This is a genomic window from Pseudomonas sp. WS 5021 (genome assembly GCF_012985535.1).
Classification (GTDB): Bacteria; Pseudomonadota; Gammaproteobacteria; order Pseudomonadales; family Pseudomonadaceae; genus Aquipseudomonas.
This window is the reverse complement of sequence record NZ_JAAQWP010000005.1, coordinates 196,037-216,738: the sequence shown is the minus strand read 5'-3', so window position 1 is coordinate 216,738 and position 20,702 is coordinate 196,037. Positions and strand designations below refer to the sequence as shown.

The following is a 20,702-nucleotide window of genomic DNA, read 5'->3' as shown; positions in this document are numbered from 1 at the left end:
CCGTACAACCAGTTTCATTTAGCAACCACATTGAGAATTGAGCATGCCCCCATCATCGTTAAGCGCCGCCGTGGTGCTGCTGTTTGCCATTGCCTGTGGCCTGTCGGTGGCGAATGTCTATTACGCCCAACCCCTGCTCGATGCCATGGCCACGACGTTCGCCATGGACCCCGCCACTGTCGGCATCGTGATCAGCCTGACCCAGGTCGGCTATGGCGTTGGCCTGTTACTGCTGGTGCCGCTGGGTGATCTGCTCAATCGCCGGCATTTGATCGTCGGCCAATTACTGCTGTCCACCGGTGCGGTGTTGCTGGTCGGCCTCTCCAACAGCCGCGTCGGGTTTCTGGCCGGCCTGCTGCTGACGGGCCTGCTCGCCGTGGTGGCCCAGGTGTTGGTGGCCTACGCCGCCAACCTGGCGCGGCCCGAGCAACGGGGGCATGTGGTGGGCCTGGTGACCAGTGGCATCGTGGTTGGCCTGCTGCTGGCGCGCACGGTGTCCGGGATCATGGCGGACCTGGCCGGCTGGCGTTCGGTGTATCTGCTGTCGGCGGGCTTGACCCTGTTAATGGCACTGCTGCTCTGGCGTGTCTTGCCTACCACCGAGCAGCCTCGGGCGTCAGGCTCCTATCGCCAGTTGCTGGTTTCAGTGTTCAGCCTGTTGCGTGAGGAAAAAGTGCTACGCGACCGCGCAGTGCTGGCGTTTCTGATTTTTGCCGCGGGTACCGTGCTCTGGACCCCGCTGGTGCTGCCCTTGAGCGCCCCACCCCTGTCGTTGTCCCACACCCAGATCGGCCTGTTCGGCCTCGCCGGTGCCGCCGGCGCATTGGGCGCGGCCCATGCCGGGCGCCTGGCAGACCGCGGCCTCGCCCAGTGGACCAGCGGCGCGGCCCTGGTGCTGATGCTGCTGTCATGGCTGGCCATCGCCTTGACCCAGTCTTCGTTGTGGGCGCTGCTGCTTGGGGTAATTACCTTCGACCTCGGCCTGCAAGCCGTGCATGTCACCAGCCAAAGCCTGATCTACAGCGTACGCCCCGAAGCCCAAAGCCGCCTGGCAGCCGGCTACATGCTGTTCTACTCGGCGGGCAGCGCCCTGGGCTCGCTCGGCGCGACCCTGATGTACGCCTGGGCCGGCTGGCTCGGCGTGTGTGCCTTGGGCGCCGCCATCAACCTGCTGGCGCTGGTGTACTGGCGGACGACCCTGGGGCCTCAGTCCTTGCCGAGCATGCTTTGCAGCACGCCATCCCGGCGAACCCAACCATGGAACAACGCCGCCGCCAAATGCAGCAGCACCGTGAGGAACAGCAAATAAGCGAGATACCCATGGGCCGTGCGCAGCACCGCGAACAACTGCGCGTTGGCCGGCACCCACGAAGGCAACTGCAGGGTGCTGGACAGCATCACCGGGTCACCCGCCGCCGAAATCATCGCCCAGCCCAGTAGCGGCAGCACCAGCATCAAGCCGTACAGCAGCAGATGCGACGCCTTGGCCGCCAACACCTGCCACGCCGGTAAATCGGCAGGCAACGCTGGCTGACGGGTAGAAAAACGCACCGCCAGGCGCACGATCACCAACAGCAGAATCGCAATGCCCAACGGCTTGTGCAGGTGCAACAACCATTCATGGCGCTGGGACACCGAAGCCACCATGCCAGCACCGATAAACAGCATGGCGATGACCATCAGCGCCATCAGCCAGTGCAGCAGGCGCGCCAGCGGGGCGAAAAACCGCGGTTGGGCATTCATGGCCGGGACTCCTGAGGGGGGTTGGGCAACTGGCTGACTTCACCGGTACGGCGCAGGTATGAACTGGCATAGGCAGCGGAACGTGCCGCCAGCAGCGGGTCATTGGACGCTTCGATACCGCTGGGCAGGATCAGCGGGTCAAAGTTGATATCGCGGCAATCGCCGTCCAGCTGTGGCTGGCTGCGTTCGAACACCAGGGTGCCGGCGTTCAGCACCGTGTGCGCGCCGGCCCAGGCCTTGCTGGCGTCATCCACCGGGTCCGCGGGGTTGGCCAGGGTGATCTGCAATTGCCAGCGCAAGGGTCCGGCCGCCAACCGCTGCTCCAGGTCGGCCTGGAGAAAATCCGCCCCTCCTGGCGCAACGGCGCCACTGGCACCACTGGCGTCCTGGCTCATCGGCACCACGCCCCAGCGCACGGCCTGGCGTTGCCCGTTGGCGCTGACCAGGTAAAACGCATTGATGCCGTTGTAACTTTCGCTGGCATAGCTGGCCGAAGGCCTGGCGGTCTTGACCCAGGCCAGGAACGGCGCGGTCTCGGGATGACTGGCAAAAAACGCCGGCAGACTGGCCGGGTTGGGCTTGCCGGTCGCAGGGTCCGCAGCCCCCGCCTTGAGCATCTGGTAGAAGGCCTCGGGGGTGCCCACCGGGAACACCGGCATGCTATTCATCCCGCTGCGCCATTGCTGGCCGTTGGCCTGGTTGAACTGCACCGCCAGGCTGCGGATCGGCACGCTGCTGTCCGGGGCATAGGGGTTGCCGCTGGGTAGGGCGAAGCGCCCGATCACCGGGGTGCGCGCTTCACTGAATACCTGCGCGCTGGAATAGGCACGCGCCGCAGGGCTGCTCTCGAAATGACCTGCCACGCATACGCCCTTGGCATGGTTGCGCCGGTAGCCAGGGTGCAGGCCGTTGTTGGTTTCCAGGGCATTGACCAGGGTCTTGGGGCGCAACCGCTGTGGGTCGAGGGTACCGTTGACGTAGGCAAAGGCCCCGGCAACGACGCCGACGACCACGCCGATAGCGGCCAGGCGCAGCACCAGGCTGGCGCGCCCCAACGGCGTGCGGGGTGGCGATGGATGATCTGGCATGAAGTGCTCCGAGGCCAACGGCCACAGGTGGAAGGTGCAATGAGACGCCGCTCACGCAGGCTTATTCCACCAAGGCCGTAGGCTTTTTCGCAGCGGGTGATTCAGGAGTCCCAGATCGCGCCATAGGCCGGGATCCCCCGCGCCTCCATTTGCGCCACCACCCGGCGCGTCAACGCCTGGTTGGCGATACAGATCACCGCTTCGGCACCAAAATCCTGCACCGCCGCGTACGCCAACTGCACCAGGTCTGGCTTGCCGCGCACGTCGGTGTCCCAAATCACTGCGTGCGGTTGCGCCCGCAGGATTTCGGCGACCAGCTCTTCACCATAGGTCTTGGCCGGGCTGCGGGTGGACCACACCAACTGGATCGGCACCTGCCCGGCCAGCAAGTGCGGCATCACCGGGCCAATCCCGCTGCCGGTGGCGATATACACCACCGACTTGAACAACGTCTCGATATTCGCCACGCCCGCCGTGGTAATGCCCTTGACCCAGACATGGGATGGCATGTGCTCGATAAAACGCCCCGTCCAGTCCCCGGCCCTGGAAATAATCAGGCGAAAGCCCGGCTGGCCCGGGGTCGGGATATTGGCAAACGAATGCCACTCCAGCAGCGGCTGCAGGCTGATCGCCGTCGACGAGCCGGCAAAGGGCGTGGTGTGGCGCAATGTGGTGATCACCGCATGAGCGCAAGGCCGCTGATGACTGACTGCCACTTTGCGCAAGCGCAACCAAGGCAGGGCAATGCTCAAGGTCAGCACCAGCAGCATCCCGAATGCAACCGGATGAGCCTCGGCCAGCAGTGCCTGCACCCAGAACAACAGCAAGGCCGCCCACCCCGCAAAGCGGTGCACGCGCTCAAAGCCATTGTGAAAACGCCTGCGAATCCCCGGCTGCGCCATGACCACCATCAACAGCAACACTCCCAACAGCGCCGCACTGACCAACAACCACGGCGCAGAAACTCTCTGCGGCTGTTGCAGGTAACGCCAGCCCTGGCTGGCGACCAACAGCGCGAACCACAGCGTCGCCGCCAGCGCACCGCCGCTGTGCAGCCCGCCCAGGTGATAGACCTTGGCAGCATGGCGACGCAGGTACAGCGGCCAGCTCAGCGGGATGCGCGTGGCCAGCCAAAACAGCCCGTTGATCACGTACTGCTGGCGCACCAGGATCGCCAGGGACAGGTTGATCATCACCAGCATCGACACTTGGTGCGCGTCGATCACGGGCAGCTTCAAGCCAGACAGTGCAAACCACCCGTTGCCCAGCAGCACCAACGCCACCAGCCGGTTGTAATGGGAAAATATCGGCAAGCCACGCCACCGCCGCCACCCGCCAGGCAAGGCGGGCACTACCGTCGCCATCCACCGCTCAATCATGCTCGGCCCCCTGCTTTGAGGGCGAGTTGGCGACCCTCCTCACTGTCACAGGCCCATTGCCGCAGCAGGGTCTTGTCGATCTTGCCGCGTGCCGTCAGGGGCAAGTGCTCCAAGGCAAAAATCACCGCCGGCACACAGTAGTAGGCCAGCCGCTGCGCGCAGAACTGCCTGGCTGCCGCAATGTCCGCCGTGGCCGGTGTGACGAATGCCACCAGGTGCTGACTGTCGAACTTCAACGCCACCGCCCGGCTACAGGCGCCACTGGCCTCCAGCGTGCTGGCCAGCGCGTCCAACTCCACGCGAAAACCGCGCACCTTGACCTGATCGTCGACCCGCCCCAGATGCTCCAGGGCCCCATCATCCGTCCAGCGCCCCAGGTCGCGGGTACGGAACATCATCCGCCCCGCCCCCAGGAACGGATCAGGCCGATAACGCTGCGCAGTCAACAACGGGTCATGCAGATAGCCCGCCGTCACCCCGTCGCCCCCGGCCCACATCTCGCCCACTTCCCCCGGCGCGCAGGCCTGGCCGTGTTCATCCAGCACATACACGGTGTTGTTGGGCGTCGGTTGGCCGATGGTCAACGGCGCCCCCGGTACGTGCCGGTGCAAGGTGTTGACGATGGTGGTTTCCGTGGGTCCGCAACCGTTATAGAACGTGCAATGGGCCGCCCAGCGATCCGCCAGGGCCTGCGGGCATGGCTCGCCCGCCACTGCGACCACCTCAAGCGTGGCGCACTGTCGTGGGTCCAGGGTGGCGAGAATCGACGGGGTGGCGATCAGCACTTGGCAATGGCGGGCCGTTTCGCCGATATCTTGCTGACGGATATGCAACGTCGCCCCGTGGGCCAGGCAGCCGAGGATTTCCCAGGCGGCCATATCAAACGCGATATTGAGGATTTGCCCAACCCTCATGCCCGGCTTGATGCCCAGGTTGCCCGGTGCCGTCAGCAGGATGTTGCACACATTGCGGTGCGTCACCCGCACCCCATTGGGCCGCCCTGTGGTGCCGGAGGTGAACAGCACAAAACACAGGCTGGCGGGGTCTGGCGCGGCGACGTTCAGCTCGCAGGCCTGCGCCACCCACGGCTGTTGCGCCAGGAACTCGTCCAGGCACACGCACAGATGGCCCGCTGCCAGCGGCAATTGCTCCTTGAACCCTGACAAGGTCAGCACCACTGCACTCGACAGCGCCTCAAGGATCATCGCCAACTGCGCCGGTGGGGTGATCCTGGCATCCTGCGGCACATAGGCCGCGCCGATCTTCAACACCGCGAGCATCCCCACCAGCATGGGGATCGACCGCTCGACAAACAGCGCCACCGTATCGCCCGCCATCACCCCCTGCGCGAGCAGGTGCCGGGCCAGCCGATCGGCCTGGCGGTTCAACTGCTCATAGCTGATGCTCTGGCCCGAGCAGAGCGCGGCGATCCCATGGGGGGTTGCCGCGGCGTGCGCCTCGAATGCCTGGTGGATACACGCGTACGGCAGCGCCCGCGCCGGCCCGCAGCCCCAGGTTTGAAGGGTATGACGTTGGATGATGGGCAAATGGCCCAGTGCCTTGGTGCAAGCAAAACCGCTATCCGCTGCTGTCGTCGATATCATGGGTCAACTCCTCAACTGGCCCCTGCCTCACACTGTTCGGGCAGGCAGGGGGCTGGACTGAGGACGATTCACGACATTACAGGGCTACGGGAGCTTACAAACGATAGAGACCAAGGCTATCTACAGCGCTTATTTTTCCCACAGATGGAATAACCTTTGCCCCTAGGCGTCTTCCTCAACACCGCCCACGACACGCAGGCCCTCCATGCACGAGCTCGACGACCAGTTGCGTGAACTCCTCCCCAGGCTGCGGCGCTTTGCCCTGTCCCTGACGCGCAACCCCAGCAGCGCCGACGACCTGGTGCAGGCCAGCCTGGAGCGCGCCATCGTCAGCTGGCGCCACAAGCGCGTCGACGGGGATTTGCGCGCCTGGTTGTTTTCGATCCTCTACCGGCAGTTCCTCGACGCGCACCGGCGTTCGCGGCGCTATGCGCGGATGCTGGAGTTCTTTACCGGCCGCGATGACGCGCAACCGTCAGTCGAACGCACGGTGATCGCGCAATCGACCCTGCAGGCCTTCGACCAGTTGAGCAGCGAGCAACGCGCCCTGCTGCTATGGGTCTCGGTGGAAGGCTTGAGCTACAAGGAAGTCGCCCATATCCTCGACGTGCCCATTGGCACCGTGATGTCACGCCTGTCCCGCGCCCGCCAGGCCTTGCGCCAGCTCAGCGACGGCGATATCACCCGCCCTACCCTGCGGATACTCAAATGATCAGCCTGCCCCCCAATGAACGCGACCTGCACGCGTACGTCGATCACCAGCTCAGCGAGCCGGATCGCCGCCAATTGCAGATCTGGCTCGCCGCCCACCCCGAGGTCGCGGCCCAGGTCCACGCCTGGCAACAGGATGCCCAGCACCTGCGCGCGGCCATCGGTGCGCCGCCAGCGGTCAACCCCGAGCTGGATCCGGCGCTGCTTCGCCAGCGCCTCAAGCGCCAGTCGCGCCGCCACCTGGCCACTGCCGCCATGTTGCTGGTCGCCATCGGCCTGGGCGGCCTGGGTGGCTGGCAAGCGCGGCAGGCCACCCTGCTCGCCAGCAGCCTGCCGATGACCGACGCCATGCAGGCCTATCGCCTGTTTGCCCAGAACCCGATCATGCCCGCCGACTACCAGGTGCAGGGCAATGGCGATATGCAAGCCTGGCTCGACCGCTACTTCGCCCAGGCCCATCGCCTGCCAGACCTCAGCCAGGCCGGCTTCAGCCCAGTCAGCGCGCGCCTGCTCAGCACCGACCAGGGCGCGGCGGCGATGGTGCTCTACGAGAACCCACAAGGCCGGCGCATCAGTTTCTACATTCGCCCGCCGGGCCCGCAGAACACCCTGCTGCCAAGGGGCAGCCGCAGCGCCGAGGGGCTCCAGGCCGAGTACTGGTCCAGCCCCGGCTACAACTATGCGATGGTCAGCCAAGAGGACGAGCCGACCACCCCATTGCTCAAGCAGACCACTCGGTTCTAGGACGCCACCGCCATGCCTTTTCGAGAGAGCCGCCCGCGTCGCCTGCCCTTGCTCAGACGCCTGTTCGGCAAAACAACCGCCAGTGACAGCGCGCCAGCCATTCAGCGGTTCTTCGCGGACAAGGCCCGGCAACAGGGCTACACCCTCAGCCCCAGCCAATTACAGGTGATCGACGCCATGGCCCGGCAGACCGCGTACCTGCTGGACCGGCGCCCGACCCGCAGCCTGTACCTGCACGGCGCCGTCGGCCGGGGCAAAAGCTGGCTGCTGGACGGGTTTTTTCAGGCCCTGCCATTGCCTGACAAGCAGCGGGTGCATTTCCACGACTTTTTCGCCCGCCTGCACCGTGGCATGTTTGCCCACCGCCAACAGGCCGATGCCCTGGGCGCCACCCTGGACCAGTTGCTCGACGGCTGCCGGGTGCTGTGTTTCGACGAATTCCATGTGCATGACATTGGCGATGCGATGTTGATCACTCGTCTGTTCAAGGCCCTGTTCCAACGGGGCATCCTGGTGCTGGTCACCTCCAATTACCCGCCCCAGGGCTTGCTGCCCAACCCGCTGTATCACCAGCGTTTCAAGCCGGTGATCGACTTGATCGGCGCGCACATGGACGTCATGCAAGTCAGCGCGCCCCAGGACTACCGGGGCCTGGCGCAGAACCACCAGCAGCAGCGTTTCACCCACGGCCAATACGTGTGGCCCGGCACCCCGGCCCAGCGCCGCGAACTGGCGCTGCCCCCCACCGCTGGCCCGCCCCTGGCGCTGGCGGTCGGCTCGCGGCAACTGCAAGTGCGCTGGCACCAGGCGCGCAGCCTGGCCTTGACCTTCAACGACCTGTGCGAACAGCCCACCGCTGTGATGGACTACCTGTTGCTGTGCGAGGATTTCGACCACTGGATCATCGACGACCTGCCGCTGCTCGGCGAATGCCCGATTGCCGTGCAGCAGCGCTTTATCAACCTGATCGACGTGCTGTACGACCAGGACAAGCACCTGACCCTGCTGGGCCAACAGCCACTGGACGACGCCCTGCAAGGCCAGGCGATTGACCTGGCGCGCACCCGCAGCCGCCTGGGGCAGTTGCAACAAGTCAGCCCGCTGGCGCTCAAGTCGCTATCATGAGCGCCTTTGACCTTGTCGAGTGACCTACGCTGTTCATGGATACCCTTGCCCAACTCAAGGCCGGCCAACTGGCTGGCATCAAGCGCCTGGACCTGTCCTGCGGCCTGACGCAGTTCCCCCGGGAAATCTTCGACCTGGCCGACTCCCTGGAAATTCTCAACCTGAGCGGCAATGCCCTGTGCAGCCTGCCGGACGACCTGCATCGCCTGCCCCACCTGCGCGTGCTGTTTTGTTCGGACAACGCCTTTACCGAGCTGCCCTCGTGCCTGGGCCTGTGCCCGCAGTTGAGCATGGTCGGCTTCAAGGCCAACCAGATCGAGCAGGTGCCCGCCGCCGCGCTGCCACCGCAGTTACGCTGGCTGATCCTCACCGATAACCGCATCCGCCAGTTGCCGGACGCCCTCGGTGAGCGGCCACTGCTGCAAAAACTCATGCTGGCCGGCAACCGTCTGGAGCAACTGCCCGCGAGCCTGGCCCAGTGCCATAACCTCGAACTGCTGCGCATCGCTTCCAACCGCCTGACTCAGTTACCCCACTGGCTGCTGACACTGCCGCGCCTGACCTGGCTGGCCTATGCCGGCAACCCGGTGGAAAGCGCGGTGGACGTGGCAACTGATGACGCGACGCCGAACATTCCCTGGGCCGAACTGGAACTGGGCCAGGTGCTGGGCGAAGGCGCCTCGGGGGTGATTCGCAAGGCCCTGCGCAAACCGTCGAACGAGCCAGTCGCGGTCAAACTCTACAAGGGCACCATCACCAGCGACGGCTCGCCGCTGCACGAAATGCAGGCCTGCATTGCCGCCGGGTTGCATCCCAACCTGATCAAAGTGCAAGGCCGCGTGGTCGGCCACCCCGATGACCAGGCCGCGCTGGTGATGGACCTGATCGACCCGAGCTACCGCAACCTCGCCGGCCTGCCCAGCCTGGCGTCCTGCACCCGGGACATCTACGACCCCGCCACCCGCTTCAGCGTGGAGGTAGCGTTGCGCATGGCGCGCGGCATCGCCTCCGTGGCCGCGCACCTGCACCGGCACGGCATCACCCATGGCGACCTGTATGGCCACAATATTTTGTGCAATGCCCAGGGTGATTGTTTGCTTGGGGACTTTGGCGCCGCGTCGTTCCATGCCACGGCCGACACCCTGGAGACCAGGGCATTGCAGCGCATTGAAGTGCGGGCGTTCGGGGTGTTGCTGGGGGAGTTGCTGGAGCGGATTGACGCGGGTTTGAGCGCTGAACAGCGCCAGGTGCTGGAGACACTGGGTGACAGTTGCTGCCAGCCGCAGGTGCTGGCGCGTCCAGCGTTCGAAGAGATCGAGGCGCTGCTGTCCTCACTCTGAAACGCCCTGTAAATGTGGGAGCGGGCTTGCCCGCGATAGCAGTGGGTCAGCCAGCTGATGTGCCATCTGATACACCGCTATCGCGGGCAAGCCCGCTCCCACACAAGTCTGCGCCCATAATTCCAGGCCGGGTTTAGCCCGCCAGGCCGACGAACATATCCTGCACGTCGTCATGGTTGTCCAGGCCTTCGAGGAAGGCTTCGACTTCAGCCATCTGCGCATCGCTCAAGCCGCTGACCGGGTTTTTCGCAAGGTAGCCCAACTTGGCCGACAACACGGTAAAACCCTGCTCCGGCAAAGCCTTCTGCACCGCGTCCAGGTCGGTGGTCTCGGTGATGAACAGGGTCGTGCCCTCTTCTTCACCTTCTTCAAAGTCCTGGGCGCCGGCTTCGATGGCGGCCATTTCCGGGTCGGCGTCCGGGGTATCCGGCGAGGCTTCGATCAGCCCCACGTGGTTGAAGTCCCAGGCCACGGAGCCCGAAGCCCCCAGTTGCCCCTTGCGGAACGCCACGCGGATTTCCGCTACGGTACGGTTGATGTTGTCGGTCACGCACTCAACGATCAACGGCACCTGGTGCGGGGCAAACCCTTCGTAGGTCACGCGATGGTACTGCACGGTCTCGCCCAGCAGGCCCGCGCCTTTCTTGATCGCGCGCTCCAGGGTTTCCTTGGGCATCGAGGCCTTCTTGGCCTGCTCGACCACCAGACGCAGGTGGGCGTTGGTCGCGGTGTCCGCACCGTTACGGGCGGCAATGGTGATTTCCTTCACCAGCTTGCCGAAAATCTTGCCCTTGGCATTGGATGCCGCTTCTTTATGTTTAACCTTCCACTGTGCGCCCATGACTCACTCTCTTGATATCCGTGGCGCCGAGACGTCTACTGGCCGGCGCTTTGGCCGCAGAGTTTATAGGGCAAGAACCCATCGTTCCACCAAAAAACCGGCCAGCGTTGCAGGGGCCTCAGGTGCGCAGGGGTTTGATCGCGACGGAACGATCCGGCACAAAGTCGCCCACTTGCGCCAGAACCGCAGGCCGCGCGTTCCAATAGGGCATCAGCACCAGCGCCGAAAACAACGCGGCGCCGGCGAACACGATAAACACCGTCACCGTGTCGAAGTAGCCCGGCAGCAGGCCACCGAGGATCGCCCCCACCGAACCGCAGCCGTTGACGAAGCCCGCTGCCGTGGCGCCTGCCTTGGCCGTACCGAAGTCAATCGCCGCCGTGCTGCTGATCATCGAGTCCGGCCCGTACAGGGTCAGGCCCATCACAAACAGCAAGGCCATCACCAACAGCACGCTACCGGTATGCAAGGCCCCCATGAACAGCGCCAGCGACACCGTCAGCGCCAGCAGGCTGAGGACACAGGCCGGCATGCGCCGGGCGCCGAACAGTTTGTCGGACGCCAGGCCAATCATGATCGGCCCCAACAACCCCGCCAGCTCGAACGCCGTCGGCACAATCGCTGCGCCGACCTTGCCCACCGAGGGCATCTGCTCATAGACAATCACCGGGCCCCACAACAGGATCGCGTAGCGCGCCGGTTTCAACAGGAAGTACGCCAGGCCCAGGGTCAGCACCGTGCGGTTGCGCAAGATCTCGCGCAACGGCTCAAGGATGCTGATTTTTTTCGCCGCTGCCTGCTCTTCAGCGCTCATTGCCGGCTCGGGTTCCACTTGCGGCAGGCCGACGTCCTGTGGCGTGTTGCGCTGGAAGATAAAGAACAGCACCGCCACCACCGCCACCACCGCGGCACTGGAGATAAATGCCGCGTGCCAGCTGCCAATCAGGGTGTAGGCCCACCAGCCGGCAAATGGCGATGCCACCAGCCCGCCAAACGCGTAACACGAGCTCCACAGCCCCAACACCCGCCCGCGCTGCTGCGCCGGGAAGAAACTGCCAAGGTTCTTGCACAGCCCCGACCAGCCGGTGGACTGCGCCAGCCCCTGGATCAACATGCAGGTGACAAAGATCGGCAAAGTGGCAAACGTACCCATGACCAGGGCGGCGGCCGCCGAAATCACCAGCCCGCCCAACACCACCACCCGTGGGCCGAAACGGTCGGCAAGCATGCCCCAGGTGAACTGGCCAACGGCATAGGCCGCCAGGTACAGGCCATCCAGGTTGGCCATCATCATCTTGTCCAGCGGGAAACTGGGGTCGTCGACGAGCCCCAACTTGGCCACGGAAAACGCTTTGCGGGTGAAATAGAAGGCGGCATATGCCAGCCAGGTGATGGCGAAAATCTGCATGCGCCAACGCTTGATGCTACCCATAGGGATATTCATGGTGGTTCTGACCTCAGGTGTGAGTGTGCCGGCAGAATCGAGAAGCAATTGCCTGTGTTTTTATTGTTTTGCACTGCAGTACCGGGGCGCAGGGCGCTGGGTACTGGTCAGATGAGTCCTGCAAGGGTGCACGCAAGGGCCCATGATCGCCGAAGTTGTAGGACTCAACCTACGGCGACTGAGCGCTATCAAAGCAATGGCTGACTAATAGGTAAAATCGATTTATCGTATTTCAAATATAAGCTCAGCTTGTAAGAGGTCGTGCCATGTCGGTTTCCCATGCCCAACTCAAAGCCTTCCATGCCGTGGCCGTCCACGGCAGCTTTACCGCGGCGGCGCAGCGGCTGTTCCTCACCCAGCCGGCCATTTCCGATCAGGTGCGCAAGCTTGAAGAGCGTTTTGGCGTGCTGCTGTTCCATCGCAACAAGCGTTCGGTACGCCTTACCGACCTGGGGGAGCGCCTGCTGAGTATCACCCAGCGCCTGTTCGTGATTGCCGCCGAAGCCGAGGAACTGCTGCAAGACTCCAAGGCCCTGCAGACCGGCAGCCTGACCCTGGCCGTGGACGCGCCAGTGCATGTGCTGCCGCAGATCGCGCGGTTTTGCGAACGCTATCCGGGGATCACCGTAAGGATCGAGACCGGCAACACCGATGATGCGCTGTATCGCCTGCACAACTATCAGGCTGACCTGGCGCTGGTGGGGCGCGATGTCGACGATGAGCGCCTGCTCTCGATCCCCCTGCGCGATGACCCGATGCTGGCGTTTGTCGCTCGTAACCACCCATGGGCCGGGCGCGAGTCCATCGACCTGGCGGACCTGGACGACACGCCCCTGGTGCTGCGGGAAATCGGCTCGGTGACCCGTCAGACCCTGGAACGCGAGATGCATCAGGCCGGGCTGCGCATCCGCCCGGCGATCCAGGTGGAAGGCCGCGAAGCCGCGCGTGAGGCGGTGGTGGTGGGGATTGGCGTGGGGGTGGTCTCGGCGTCGGAGTTCGGCGCGGATTCACGGGTATATGCCATGCCCATCCGCGACTGCACCCAGCGCATGAAGGAAACGCTGGTGTGCCTCAAGGAGCAGAGTTCGCGGCGGGTAGTGGCGACTTTCCTGGAGATTGTCCGGGAAAGCCTGCGCGACGATTAGCTGAGTAATTGCATTGAGTTGACCCGTGCACAGGCTGTCGATGGCTGGCCAGACTCGACCCAACCTCGTTCCTGAGCCTGCACGCCATCATGAGCGTGACTAATACTCTTTTGAAATCAATTCGTTTTTGTTCATGTAGCCTCCTTGCTTAAAATACGTGCAGCTCTTCACGCTGGCCGATCTACAAGCCGTCGAGTGAAGAAACAGCATGTTGATCAAATCTGAAAGAGGCCAGGCGCCATTTCAGGTTTGTCCAAAATACGGGTGCAGGTCACGATGAACAACGAATTCACATTTGCTATCAAGAGCATTTGTTTTGATGAGAATTACTTTCCTTCAGACACTACGCGTATCACGACCAACTTTGCCAATCTGGCGAGGGGGGAGAGTCGTCAGGAGAATCTGCGCAACACGTTGAAGATGATTGATAATCGCTTTAATGCGTTGGCGCACTGGGACAATCCTACGGGTGATCGTTACACGGTCGAGTTGGATATTATTTCCGCTGAAATGAAAATTGATACTGAAGGTCGCGGCCACGCTATTCCTTTGATTGAGATTTTGAAGACCACGATTGTTGATCGAGAAACCAATCAACGCATCAGTGGCATAGTGGGAAATAACTTTTCATCCTACGTGCGAGACTATGACTTCAGTGTGCGGCTGCTGGAGCACAACAAGAACCAGTCACAATTCAGCACCCCACACGACTTTGGCGATTTGCACGGCAAACTATTCAAGTGCTTCGTCAACTCCAGCGCTTACAAAGAGCACTTCGACAAGCCACCGGTCATCTGCCTGAGCGTATCCAGTACCCGGACATACCTTCGAACCGAGAACCAGCACCCTGTGTTGGGCTTTGAGTACCAGCAAGATGCCTACTCTTTGACAGATGAGTACTTCAGGAAAATGGGCTTGAAGGTTCGTTATTTCATGCCGCCGAACAGTGCCGCGCCACTGGCTTTCTACTTCTCGGGGAATTTGCTCGGTGATTACACCGATCTTGAGTTGATTGGCACCATTAGCACCATGGATACGTTCCAGAAAATCTACCGCCCTGAGATTTACAATGCAAACTCCGTAGCTGGAAAGTTCTACCAGCCTAGTTTGAAGCATCAGGACTATTCATTGACTCGAATTATTTATGATCGAGAAGAGCGAAGCCGACTGGCTACTGAACAGGGAAAGTTTGCCGAAGAGCAATTCATCAAGCCCTATAAGGTCATTCTTGATCAATGGTCTGTTAGCTGCGCGCATTAATTAATTTCAAATCAAGGTCTTCTTTAATGAAAAAGCTGTTGCCTACTTCGACCGCTGGGAGCTTGCCTAAACCTTCCTGGCTTGCACAACCTGAAACGCTTTGGTCGCCCTGGAAATTGCAGGATGAAGAACTGGTTGAAGGTAAACAGGACGCTTTGCGCCTCGCCTTGCAGGAGCAGCAGTTGGCCGGCATTGATATCGTCAGTGATGGCGAACAGACCCGTCAGCATTTTGTGACGACCTTCATCGAGCATCTCGAAGGGGTCGATTTCGAGAATCGTGAAACCGTCCGGATTCGTGATCGCTACGATGCCAGCGTGCCGACGGTTGTGGGTGCCGTTTCTCGGAAAAAGCCGGTATTCGTGGAAGACGCCAAATTCTTGCGCCAGCAGACGAAGCAGCCAATTAAATGGGCCCTGCCCGGCCCCATGACGATGATTGACACCCTCTACGATGCTCACTACAAAAGCCGTGAAAAACTGGCCTGGGAATTCGCGAAGATTCTCAATCAGGAGGCCAGAGAGCTGGAGGCTGCCGGGGTAGATATCATCCAGTTCGATGAGCCTGCATTCAACGTGTTTTTTGACGAGGTGAATGACTGGGGTGTGGCCACCTTGGAGCGAGCAATCGAAGGGCTCAAATGCGAAACCGCCGTGCATATTTGCTATGGCTATGGCATCAAGGCCAACACCGACTGGAAAAAAACGCTGGGTTCGGAGTGGCGCCAGTATGAAGAAGCGTTCCCCAAGTTGCAGAAATCCAGCATCGATATCGTCTCGCTCGAATGTCACAACTCTCACGTCCCGATGGATCTGATCGAACTCATCCGGGGTAAAAAAGTGATGGTGGGCGCCATTGATGTGGCAAACCATGCCATCGAGACGCCCGAGGAAGTCGCCAATACCCTACGCAAGGCACTTCAGTTCGTAGATGCCGACAAGCTCTATCCTTGCACCAACTGCGGCATGGCTCCGTTGCCTCGCCAGGTGGCAAGGGGCAAGTTGAATGCGTTGAGCGCAGGCGCAGAGATCATTCGAAAAGAGCTGTCGAACTAGGAATCGCGATGTCACTCACTGCTACTTCCATCGAGCCCCTGAGCTTTCGTCAGGCGCTCGGGCACTACGCTTGCGGTATCACGGTGATTACTTCGCACACCGGTGATGAGCCGATTGGCTTTACTTGCCAGTCGTTTTATAGCGTATCGATGAACCCGCCACTGGTCTCGTTCAGCGTCATGTGCAGCTCGGCCAGCTATCCGAAGATTCGTGAGGCAGGTCGATTCGCAGTCAATATTCTGTCCGGTGAACAGGTTGGGATTTCCAACCAGTTCGCTCGTCGAGGCACGGATAAGTGGCATGGAATCGAATGGCAGGAATCACCGCTAGGTAACCCCGTCATTGCCGACAGCCTGCACTGGCTCGACTGTGAAATCCACGCTGAGCACGTCGCAGGCGATCACGTGATAGTGATTGGTGAGGTGAAAGCCATGGATCTGCAAAAGGCCGATACCGCACAGCCATTGCTGTATTTCAAAGGGCAGTATCGCAACCTGGCGGCGCATGGCGCAGTTTGAGCGACGAGGGTTATCCTGCGCAAAAACCACTCCGTTATGTTGCGTTAACGCACACTAGACACCTACAGCCCTGCGAGAGGGGTACGGGGCCAACTCGAAGTCGAATGCAAACGACTGCTCAACTGGGGGGGGGGGCAACGTCCCAATCAGCTTGAGGCCAACTCGAAAAACGCCTGAATCAAGCGCAACTCGCGGCGTCGTTCCATGCAGCCGAGCATGTGCTGGTTCAGCAGCCCATCGCCACGGATCGCAATCGCATGCACCCGCGGGTCCCGGCTGACTTCCATGGAGGACACCACCCCCACCCCCAATTCGGCGGCCACCGCTTCCGCCACCGCTTCGCGGCTATCGAGCTCCAGCAACACCTTGGGCTGCACGCCGGCCTTGGCACACGCCTCGTCGAAAGTGCGGCGGGTGATGGAACTGGGCTCGCGCAGCACCATGATCACCTGGTCCAACTGCTCCAGGCGAATACCCGCCGGGTCCGCCAGCCACGGGTGGCCAGCCGGTACCAACGCGCAAATACGTGACTCGTTCAACGGCTGCAGGTGTACGCCCTTGCGCGGCTCGACTTCGGTCAACACCGCCACATCCGCATGCTCGGACAGCAGCGCCGCCAGGGTTTCCTGGGCATTGCCCAGGCGCAGGTTGACGGTGATCCCCGGGTAACGGGCACGCAGCTTTGCCAACATCGGCATGACCATATGCGGGCCATCTGCCGCCACCTCCAGGCGTCCGGTGAGCAATTGGCGGTTGGCTTCGAGCAGGGTCTGCGCTTCATCCACCAGGCCGAAGATGCTGCGGGTGATGGCCGCCAGCTTGATGCCCTCCTCCGTCAACTCCACGCGCCGCGCGGTACGCCGCAGCAGGGTGATCTGGTAGTGCTCTTCCAGCGCCTTGATATGCCCGGTCACGGCTGGCTGGCTGATAAACAGGCGCGCGGCGGCACGGGTAAAACTGCCGTCCCGGGCCACGGCGTCAAATGCACGGAGTTGGAATAGATTCATAGCTATCGGCCTCACTGATGGCTGGCATAACAACAAACAATTTGATTGATGACAAGCCAAACTGCAATTTATGTCCCGTAGCGTCATCCCACTGCTTTGCGAGGACAAGAGAATGAGTACTGCCGCGCCGATCCTGCTCACACCTGGGCCCCTGACCACCTCTGCCCGCACCCGCCAGGCGATGATGGTTGACTGGGGTTCGTGGGATGACCGCTTCAACCAACTGACCGCCAGCCTCTGCGAGCAACTGCTGGTGATCATTAACGGTGGCGACAGCCATCACTGCGTGCCCTTGCAGGGCAGCGGCACGTTCGCCGTCGAAGCCGCCATCGGTACCCTGGTGCCCCGCGATGGCAAAGTGCTGGTGCTGATCAACGGCGCCTACGGCAAGCGCCTGGCGAAGATCTGCGAAGTGCTGGGCCTCCCGTTCAGCACCTTCGAGACCGCTGAGGACCAGCCCACCACCGCCGCCGATGTCGACCGTCTGTTGCAGGCTGACAGCAGCATCACCCATATCGCGCTGATCCACTGCGAAACCAGCACTGGCATCCTCAACCCGCTGCCGGAGATCGCCCAGGTCATCCAGCACCATGGCAAGCGCCTGATCATCGACGCCATGAGCTCCTTTGGCGCGCTGCCCATCGACGCCGCCCAAGTGCCGTTTGACGCCCTGATCGCCGCCTCCGGTAAATGCCTCGAAGGCGTGCCCGGCATGGGTTTTGTCTTTGCGAAAAAAGAGGCACTGGCCGCCGCCCAGGGCAACAGCCATTCCCTGGCCATGGATTTGTTCGACCAGCACGCCTACATGGCCAAGACCGGGCAATGGCGCTTTACCCCGCCGACCCACGTGGTAGCCGCCCTGCATGAAGCGCTGCTGCAATACAACGAAGAAGGCGGCCTGCCAGCCCGTCACCAGCGCTATGCCGCCAACTGCCAGACGCTGCTGGACGGCATGGCCGACCTGGGTCTGCGCAGCTTCCTGCCGACCGCGATCCAGGCGCCGATCATCGTCACCTTCCACGCGCCAAACGATCCGCGCTACCAGTTCAAGGACTTCTACGAGCGGGTCAAGGCCAAGGGCTTCATTCTGTATCCGGGCAAATTGACCCAGGTAGAAACCTTCCGCGTGGGCTGCATCGGTCACGTCAACCAGGCCGAGATGCAAGCGGCGGTGGCGGCGATTGCCCAGGCGCTGCAAGAGATGGAAGTGCTCGAAATCTGACTCCCTTCGGCGATGGGGCCTTCAGGGCCGCTATCGCCGGCAAGCCGGTTCCTACACATTATTTACAGGATTTGAACCATGAACTATCAGAACCCCAACACCCTGCAGGCCGCCATCCTTGATTGGGCCGGTACCGTGGTCGACTTTGGCTCCTTTGCCCCCACGCAGATTTTTGTCGAGGCCTTTGCCGAGTTCGACGTGCAGGTTTCCATCGAAGAAGCCCGTGGCCCGATGGGCATGGGCAAGTGGGACCACATCCGCACCCTGTGTGATCAGCCGCAAGTGGCCGAGCGCTATCGCAAGGCCTTCGGCCGCACACCGACCGACGATGACGTGACCGCCATCTACGAGCGCTTCATGCCGTTGCAGATCGAGAAGATCGCCGAACACTCGGCGCTGATTCCCGGCGCCCTGGAGACCATCGCCGCGCTGCGTGCGCAAGGGATCAAGATCGGCTCCTGCTCAGGCTACCCCAAGCAAGTGATGGACAAGGTGGTCGAACTGGCGGCTACCAACGGCTACATCGCCGACCATGTCGTGGCCACCGACGAAGTGCCCAATGGCCGCCCATGGCCGGCCCAGGCCCTGGCCAACGTGATCGCGCTGGGCATCGATGACGTGGCGGCCTGCGTGAAGATCGACGACACCGTGCCGGGCATCCTCGAAGGCCGCCGCGCCGGGATGTGGACCGTGGCGCTGACCTGCTCGGGCAACGCCCTGGGCCTGACCTACGAGCAGTTCCGCGCCCTGGACCCGGCGACCCTGGCCAGCGAACGCAAGCGTATCGAAACGATGTTCGCCGGCTCGCGCCCGCACTACCTGATCGACACGATCACCGACCTGCCCGGCGTGATCGCCGACATCAATCAGCGCCTGGCACGTGGTGAAATGCCGCAAAGCGCCTGATCGAGATCAATACATCGCCCCTCACTCGGGCAAACCTTGCATAACAGGTTTAGGCTTTAGGGACTCCGTCGCCAAAGAACGGAGGTTTGCCCCTGATGAGTGAGGAAAGACGCGATGCCGTGGAAAAACAGCGAGTCCCGTTACAGTACGATGTCCATCGCCTTGCACTGGCTGATGCTAGTGCTGCTGGTGGCGGTCTACGTCACCATTGAATTTCGCGGGATTTTCCCCAAAGGCAGTGGCGGACGCACGTTAATCAAGGAACTGCACTTTATGTTCGGCCTGACCGTATTCGTACTGGTCTGGCTGCGCCTGTTTGCCCGCAGCCTTGGCGTGGCGCCGAAGATTTTGCCCGCGCCGCCGCAATGGCAAGCGCTACTGGCGACCTTGATGCACCTGGCGTTGTATGTGTTCATGATCGGCATGCCGATCTTTGGCTGGCTGATTGTCAGTGCCGAAGGGCATTCGGTGTGGTTCTACGGGATCGAGTTGCCACCGCTGATCGGTGAAAACAAGGACCTGGCCAAGCAGATCGAAGGCTGGCACGTATTGGGCGGCACCATCGGCTACTGGCTGATCGGCCTGCATGCGGCGGCGGGTCTGTACCACCACTACTTCATGCGGGATAACACCGTGTTGCGCATGTTGCCCAAGCGTTAATCCACAAAACCCCGGCGGCCCTGCAAGCCGCCGGTGTGCACAAAGACCAGGCGAGTGCCGGGGGCAAAGCGCCCGGCCTCGATCTGCTGCTTGAGCGCCAGCAGCGCCTTGCCGGTATAGAGCGGCTCCAGGGGCAAGCCACTGGCCTGCTGCGTGGCGTCGATGAAGGCCAGCAATGGCGGGTCGACTTTCGCAAAACCGCCACGACTGGCGTCCAACAGTTCATACCCGCCCTGCACGATGGCCCGCACGTTCTGCACGACACCGTGGTCATCCGGCACCGCCATGGCCCCGTAAACAGGATGCGCGCCCGCCTCCGCCAGCACCAAACCCGCCAGGGTGGTACCGGTGCCGGCTGCCAGCCACCAGGCGTCGTAGTCGGCCCACCCCAGGGCGGGCAACTGCCTGCGCACCTGCTCGACCAACACGCCACAGCCCAACGCCCCGGACATGGCGCCGCCGCCCTCGGGTACGGGATGCAGGTGCGGATACCGCTCGCACCAGGGCAACCAGAAGTCCGGCGCATGACGCGCACGGTAACCGCCGTAGCCCAGCCAGTGCAGTTGCATGCCGAAGGCTTGCAGGTCGAGGACCGTCGGGGTGTCTTGCGGGTGCCCGCGCAACAAGCCGACGGTGGCAAAACCGAAGCGTTTGCCGGCCGCCGCCAGGGCATGCAGATGATTGGAGTAGGCGCCGCCCAGGCTGATGATGCCGCTGGCACCCGCCTGTCGCGCCTGGGCCAGGTGCCCGGTGAGCTTGAACCACTTGTTGCCGCTGATCAGCGGGTCGATGCGGTCCAGGCGCAGCACGGCCACCTCGACCCCGTTCAGCCAATCCAACTGCAAGGGTTCAAGGGGCGCGTGGGGAAGCCAATCGAAAGGACCCATCAGGGCACGTCTGCATGAAAAAA

20 protein-coding genes are annotated in these 20,702 nt (G+C 62.3%); 12 read left to right on the top strand and 8 right to left on the bottom strand.

Annotation, left to right across the window (positions count from 1 at the left end):
• Positions 1 to 43: 43 nt before the first annotated feature.
• Positions 44 to 1,309, top strand: a complete 1,266-nt coding sequence (locus HBO19_RS17480) for an MFS transporter (protein ID WP_170057949.1) — start codon at positions 44 to 46, stop codon at positions 1,307 to 1,309.
• Here HBO19_RS17480 and HBO19_RS17475 read toward each other — a convergent pair.
• The 4 genes from HBO19_RS17475 to HBO19_RS17460 all read right to left on the bottom strand — a co-directional run bounded on the left by HBO19_RS17475 (position 1,207) and on the right by HBO19_RS17460 (position 5,814).
• A complete protein-coding gene (locus tag HBO19_RS17475) occupies positions 1,207 to 1,743 on the bottom strand; it encodes a cytochrome b (protein WP_170057948.1) in 537 nt (178 codons plus the stop codon). The two genes, HBO19_RS17480 and HBO19_RS17475, sit on opposite strands and share 103 nt — an antisense overlap.
• Positions 1,740 to 2,831, bottom strand: a complete 1,092-nt coding sequence (locus HBO19_RS17470) for a catalase family peroxidase (protein ID WP_170057947.1) — start codon at positions 2,829 to 2,831, stop codon at positions 1,740 to 1,742. The genes HBO19_RS17475 and HBO19_RS17470 overlap by 4 nt, the downstream gene beginning before the upstream one ends.
• A gap of 101 nt (positions 2,832 to 2,932) precedes the next feature.
• Positions 2,933 to 4,210, bottom strand: coding sequence for a hypothetical protein (locus tag HBO19_RS17465; RefSeq protein ID WP_170057946.1), 1,278 nt, complete (start codon positions 4,208 to 4,210; stop codon positions 2,933 to 2,935).
• Positions 4,207 to 5,814 carry an amino acid adenylation domain-containing protein gene (locus tag HBO19_RS17460; RefSeq protein ID WP_170057945.1) on the bottom strand — a complete coding sequence of 536 codons (1,608 nt, stop codon included), beginning with the start codon at positions 5,812 to 5,814 and terminating at the stop codon, positions 4,207 to 4,209. Before HBO19_RS17460 ends, HBO19_RS17465 begins: the two co-directional genes overlap by 4 nt.
• Positions 5,815 to 6,019: 205 nt before the next feature.
• Here HBO19_RS17460 and HBO19_RS17455 point away from each other — a divergent pair, with 205 nt between their 5' ends.
• The 4 genes from HBO19_RS17455 to HBO19_RS17440 are packed head-to-tail and all read left to right on the top strand — an operon-like array spanning position 6,020 to position 9,734.
• The gene (locus tag HBO19_RS17455; RefSeq protein WP_169954384.1) at positions 6,020 to 6,526 is read left to right on the top strand and encodes a sigma-70 family RNA polymerase sigma factor; all 507 of its coding nucleotides are present in this window, start codon (positions 6,020 to 6,022) and stop codon (positions 6,524 to 6,526) included.
• Complete coding sequence (locus tag HBO19_RS17450; protein ID WP_169954385.1) at positions 6,523 to 7,269, top strand: anti-sigma factor; 747 nt, start codon at positions 6,523 to 6,525, stop codon at positions 7,267 to 7,269. Before HBO19_RS17455 ends, HBO19_RS17450 begins: the two co-directional genes overlap by 4 nt.
• Positions 7,270 to 7,281: 12 nt before the next feature.
• Positions 7,282 to 8,394: a cell division protein ZapE gene (gene zapE / locus HBO19_RS17445; protein ID WP_170057944.1), complete on the top strand. Its 1,113-nt coding sequence runs from the start codon at positions 7,282 to 7,284 to the stop codon at positions 8,392 to 8,394.
• 35 nt (positions 8,395 to 8,429) lie between these two features.
• Positions 8,430 to 9,734 (top strand): protein kinase, encoded by a 1,305-nt coding sequence (locus HBO19_RS17440; RefSeq protein ID WP_170057943.1) that lies wholly within the window; start codon positions 8,430 to 8,432, stop codon positions 9,732 to 9,734.
• Positions 9,735 to 9,867: 133 nt separating this feature from the next.
• On the opposite strand, the gene HBO19_RS17435 is transcribed toward HBO19_RS17440, so the two are convergent.
• Both HBO19_RS17435 and HBO19_RS17430 read right to left on the bottom strand, forming a co-directional pair.
• The gene (locus tag HBO19_RS17435) at positions 9,868 to 10,575 is read right to left on the bottom strand and encodes a YebC/PmpR family DNA-binding transcriptional regulator (protein WP_170057942.1); all 708 of its coding nucleotides are present in this window, start codon (positions 10,573 to 10,575) and stop codon (positions 9,868 to 9,870) included.
• 118 nt (positions 10,576 to 10,693) lie between these two features.
• Positions 10,694 to 12,019, bottom strand: a complete 1,326-nt coding sequence (locus tag HBO19_RS17430; protein ID WP_170057941.1) for an MFS transporter — start codon at positions 12,017 to 12,019, stop codon at positions 10,694 to 10,696.
• Between the two features lie 266 nt (positions 12,020 to 12,285).
• Between HBO19_RS17430 and HBO19_RS17425 the strand changes: the two genes are divergently transcribed.
• The 4 genes from HBO19_RS17425 to HBO19_RS17410 all read left to right on the top strand — a co-directional run bounded on the left by HBO19_RS17425 (position 12,286) and on the right by HBO19_RS17410 (position 15,997).
• A complete protein-coding gene (locus HBO19_RS17425; RefSeq protein WP_169954389.1) occupies positions 12,286 to 13,164 on the top strand; it encodes a LysR substrate-binding domain-containing protein in 879 nt (292 codons plus the stop codon).
• A 276-nt stretch (positions 13,165 to 13,440) separates the two neighbouring features.
• Complete coding sequence (locus tag HBO19_RS17420; RefSeq protein ID WP_076962662.1) at positions 13,441 to 14,424, top strand: DUF1852 domain-containing protein; 984 nt, start codon at positions 13,441 to 13,443, stop codon at positions 14,422 to 14,424.
• A 26-nt stretch (positions 14,425 to 14,450) separates the two neighbouring features.
• The gene (locus HBO19_RS17415; protein WP_076962641.1) at positions 14,451 to 15,479 is read left to right on the top strand and encodes a methionine synthase; all 1,029 of its coding nucleotides are present in this window, start codon (positions 14,451 to 14,453) and stop codon (positions 15,477 to 15,479) included.
• 8 nt (positions 15,480 to 15,487) lie between these two features.
• On the top strand, positions 15,488 to 15,997 hold the full coding sequence (locus HBO19_RS17410) for a flavin reductase family protein (protein WP_170057940.1): 510 nt from the start codon (positions 15,488 to 15,490) through the stop codon (positions 15,995 to 15,997).
• A gap of 146 nt (positions 15,998 to 16,143) precedes the next feature.
• Here the strand turns inward: HBO19_RS17410 and HBO19_RS17405 are convergent, their stop codons facing one another.
• Positions 16,144 to 17,004: a LysR substrate-binding domain-containing protein gene (locus HBO19_RS17405; RefSeq protein ID WP_170043132.1), complete on the bottom strand. Its 861-nt coding sequence runs from the start codon at positions 17,002 to 17,004 to the stop codon at positions 16,144 to 16,146.
• Between the two features lie 112 nt (positions 17,005 to 17,116).
• Between HBO19_RS17405 and HBO19_RS17400 the strand changes: the two genes are divergently transcribed.
• The 3 genes from HBO19_RS17400 (at position 17,117) to HBO19_RS17390 (ending at position 19,792) form a co-directional block, all read left to right on the top strand.
• Positions 17,117 to 18,226, top strand: coding sequence for a 2-aminoethylphosphonate--pyruvate transaminase (locus tag HBO19_RS17400; RefSeq protein ID WP_170057939.1), 1,110 nt, complete (start codon positions 17,117 to 17,119; stop codon positions 18,224 to 18,226).
• Positions 18,227 to 18,304: 78 nt separating this feature from the next.
• On the top strand, positions 18,305 to 19,132 hold the full coding sequence (phnX, locus tag HBO19_RS17395; protein ID WP_169954393.1) for a phosphonoacetaldehyde hydrolase: 828 nt from the start codon (positions 18,305 to 18,307) through the stop codon (positions 19,130 to 19,132).
• 114 nt (positions 19,133 to 19,246) lie between these two features.
• The gene (locus tag HBO19_RS17390) at positions 19,247 to 19,792 is read left to right on the top strand and encodes a cytochrome b (protein WP_170057938.1); all 546 of its coding nucleotides are present in this window, start codon (positions 19,247 to 19,249) and stop codon (positions 19,790 to 19,792) included.
• Here HBO19_RS17390 and HBO19_RS17385 read toward each other — a convergent pair.
• Complete coding sequence (locus tag HBO19_RS17385) at positions 19,789 to 20,679, bottom strand: pyridoxal-phosphate dependent enzyme (RefSeq protein WP_170057937.1); 891 nt, start codon at positions 20,677 to 20,679, stop codon at positions 19,789 to 19,791. The two genes, HBO19_RS17390 and HBO19_RS17385, sit on opposite strands and share 4 nt — an antisense overlap.
• Positions 20,680 to 20,702: the final 23 nt, after the last annotated feature.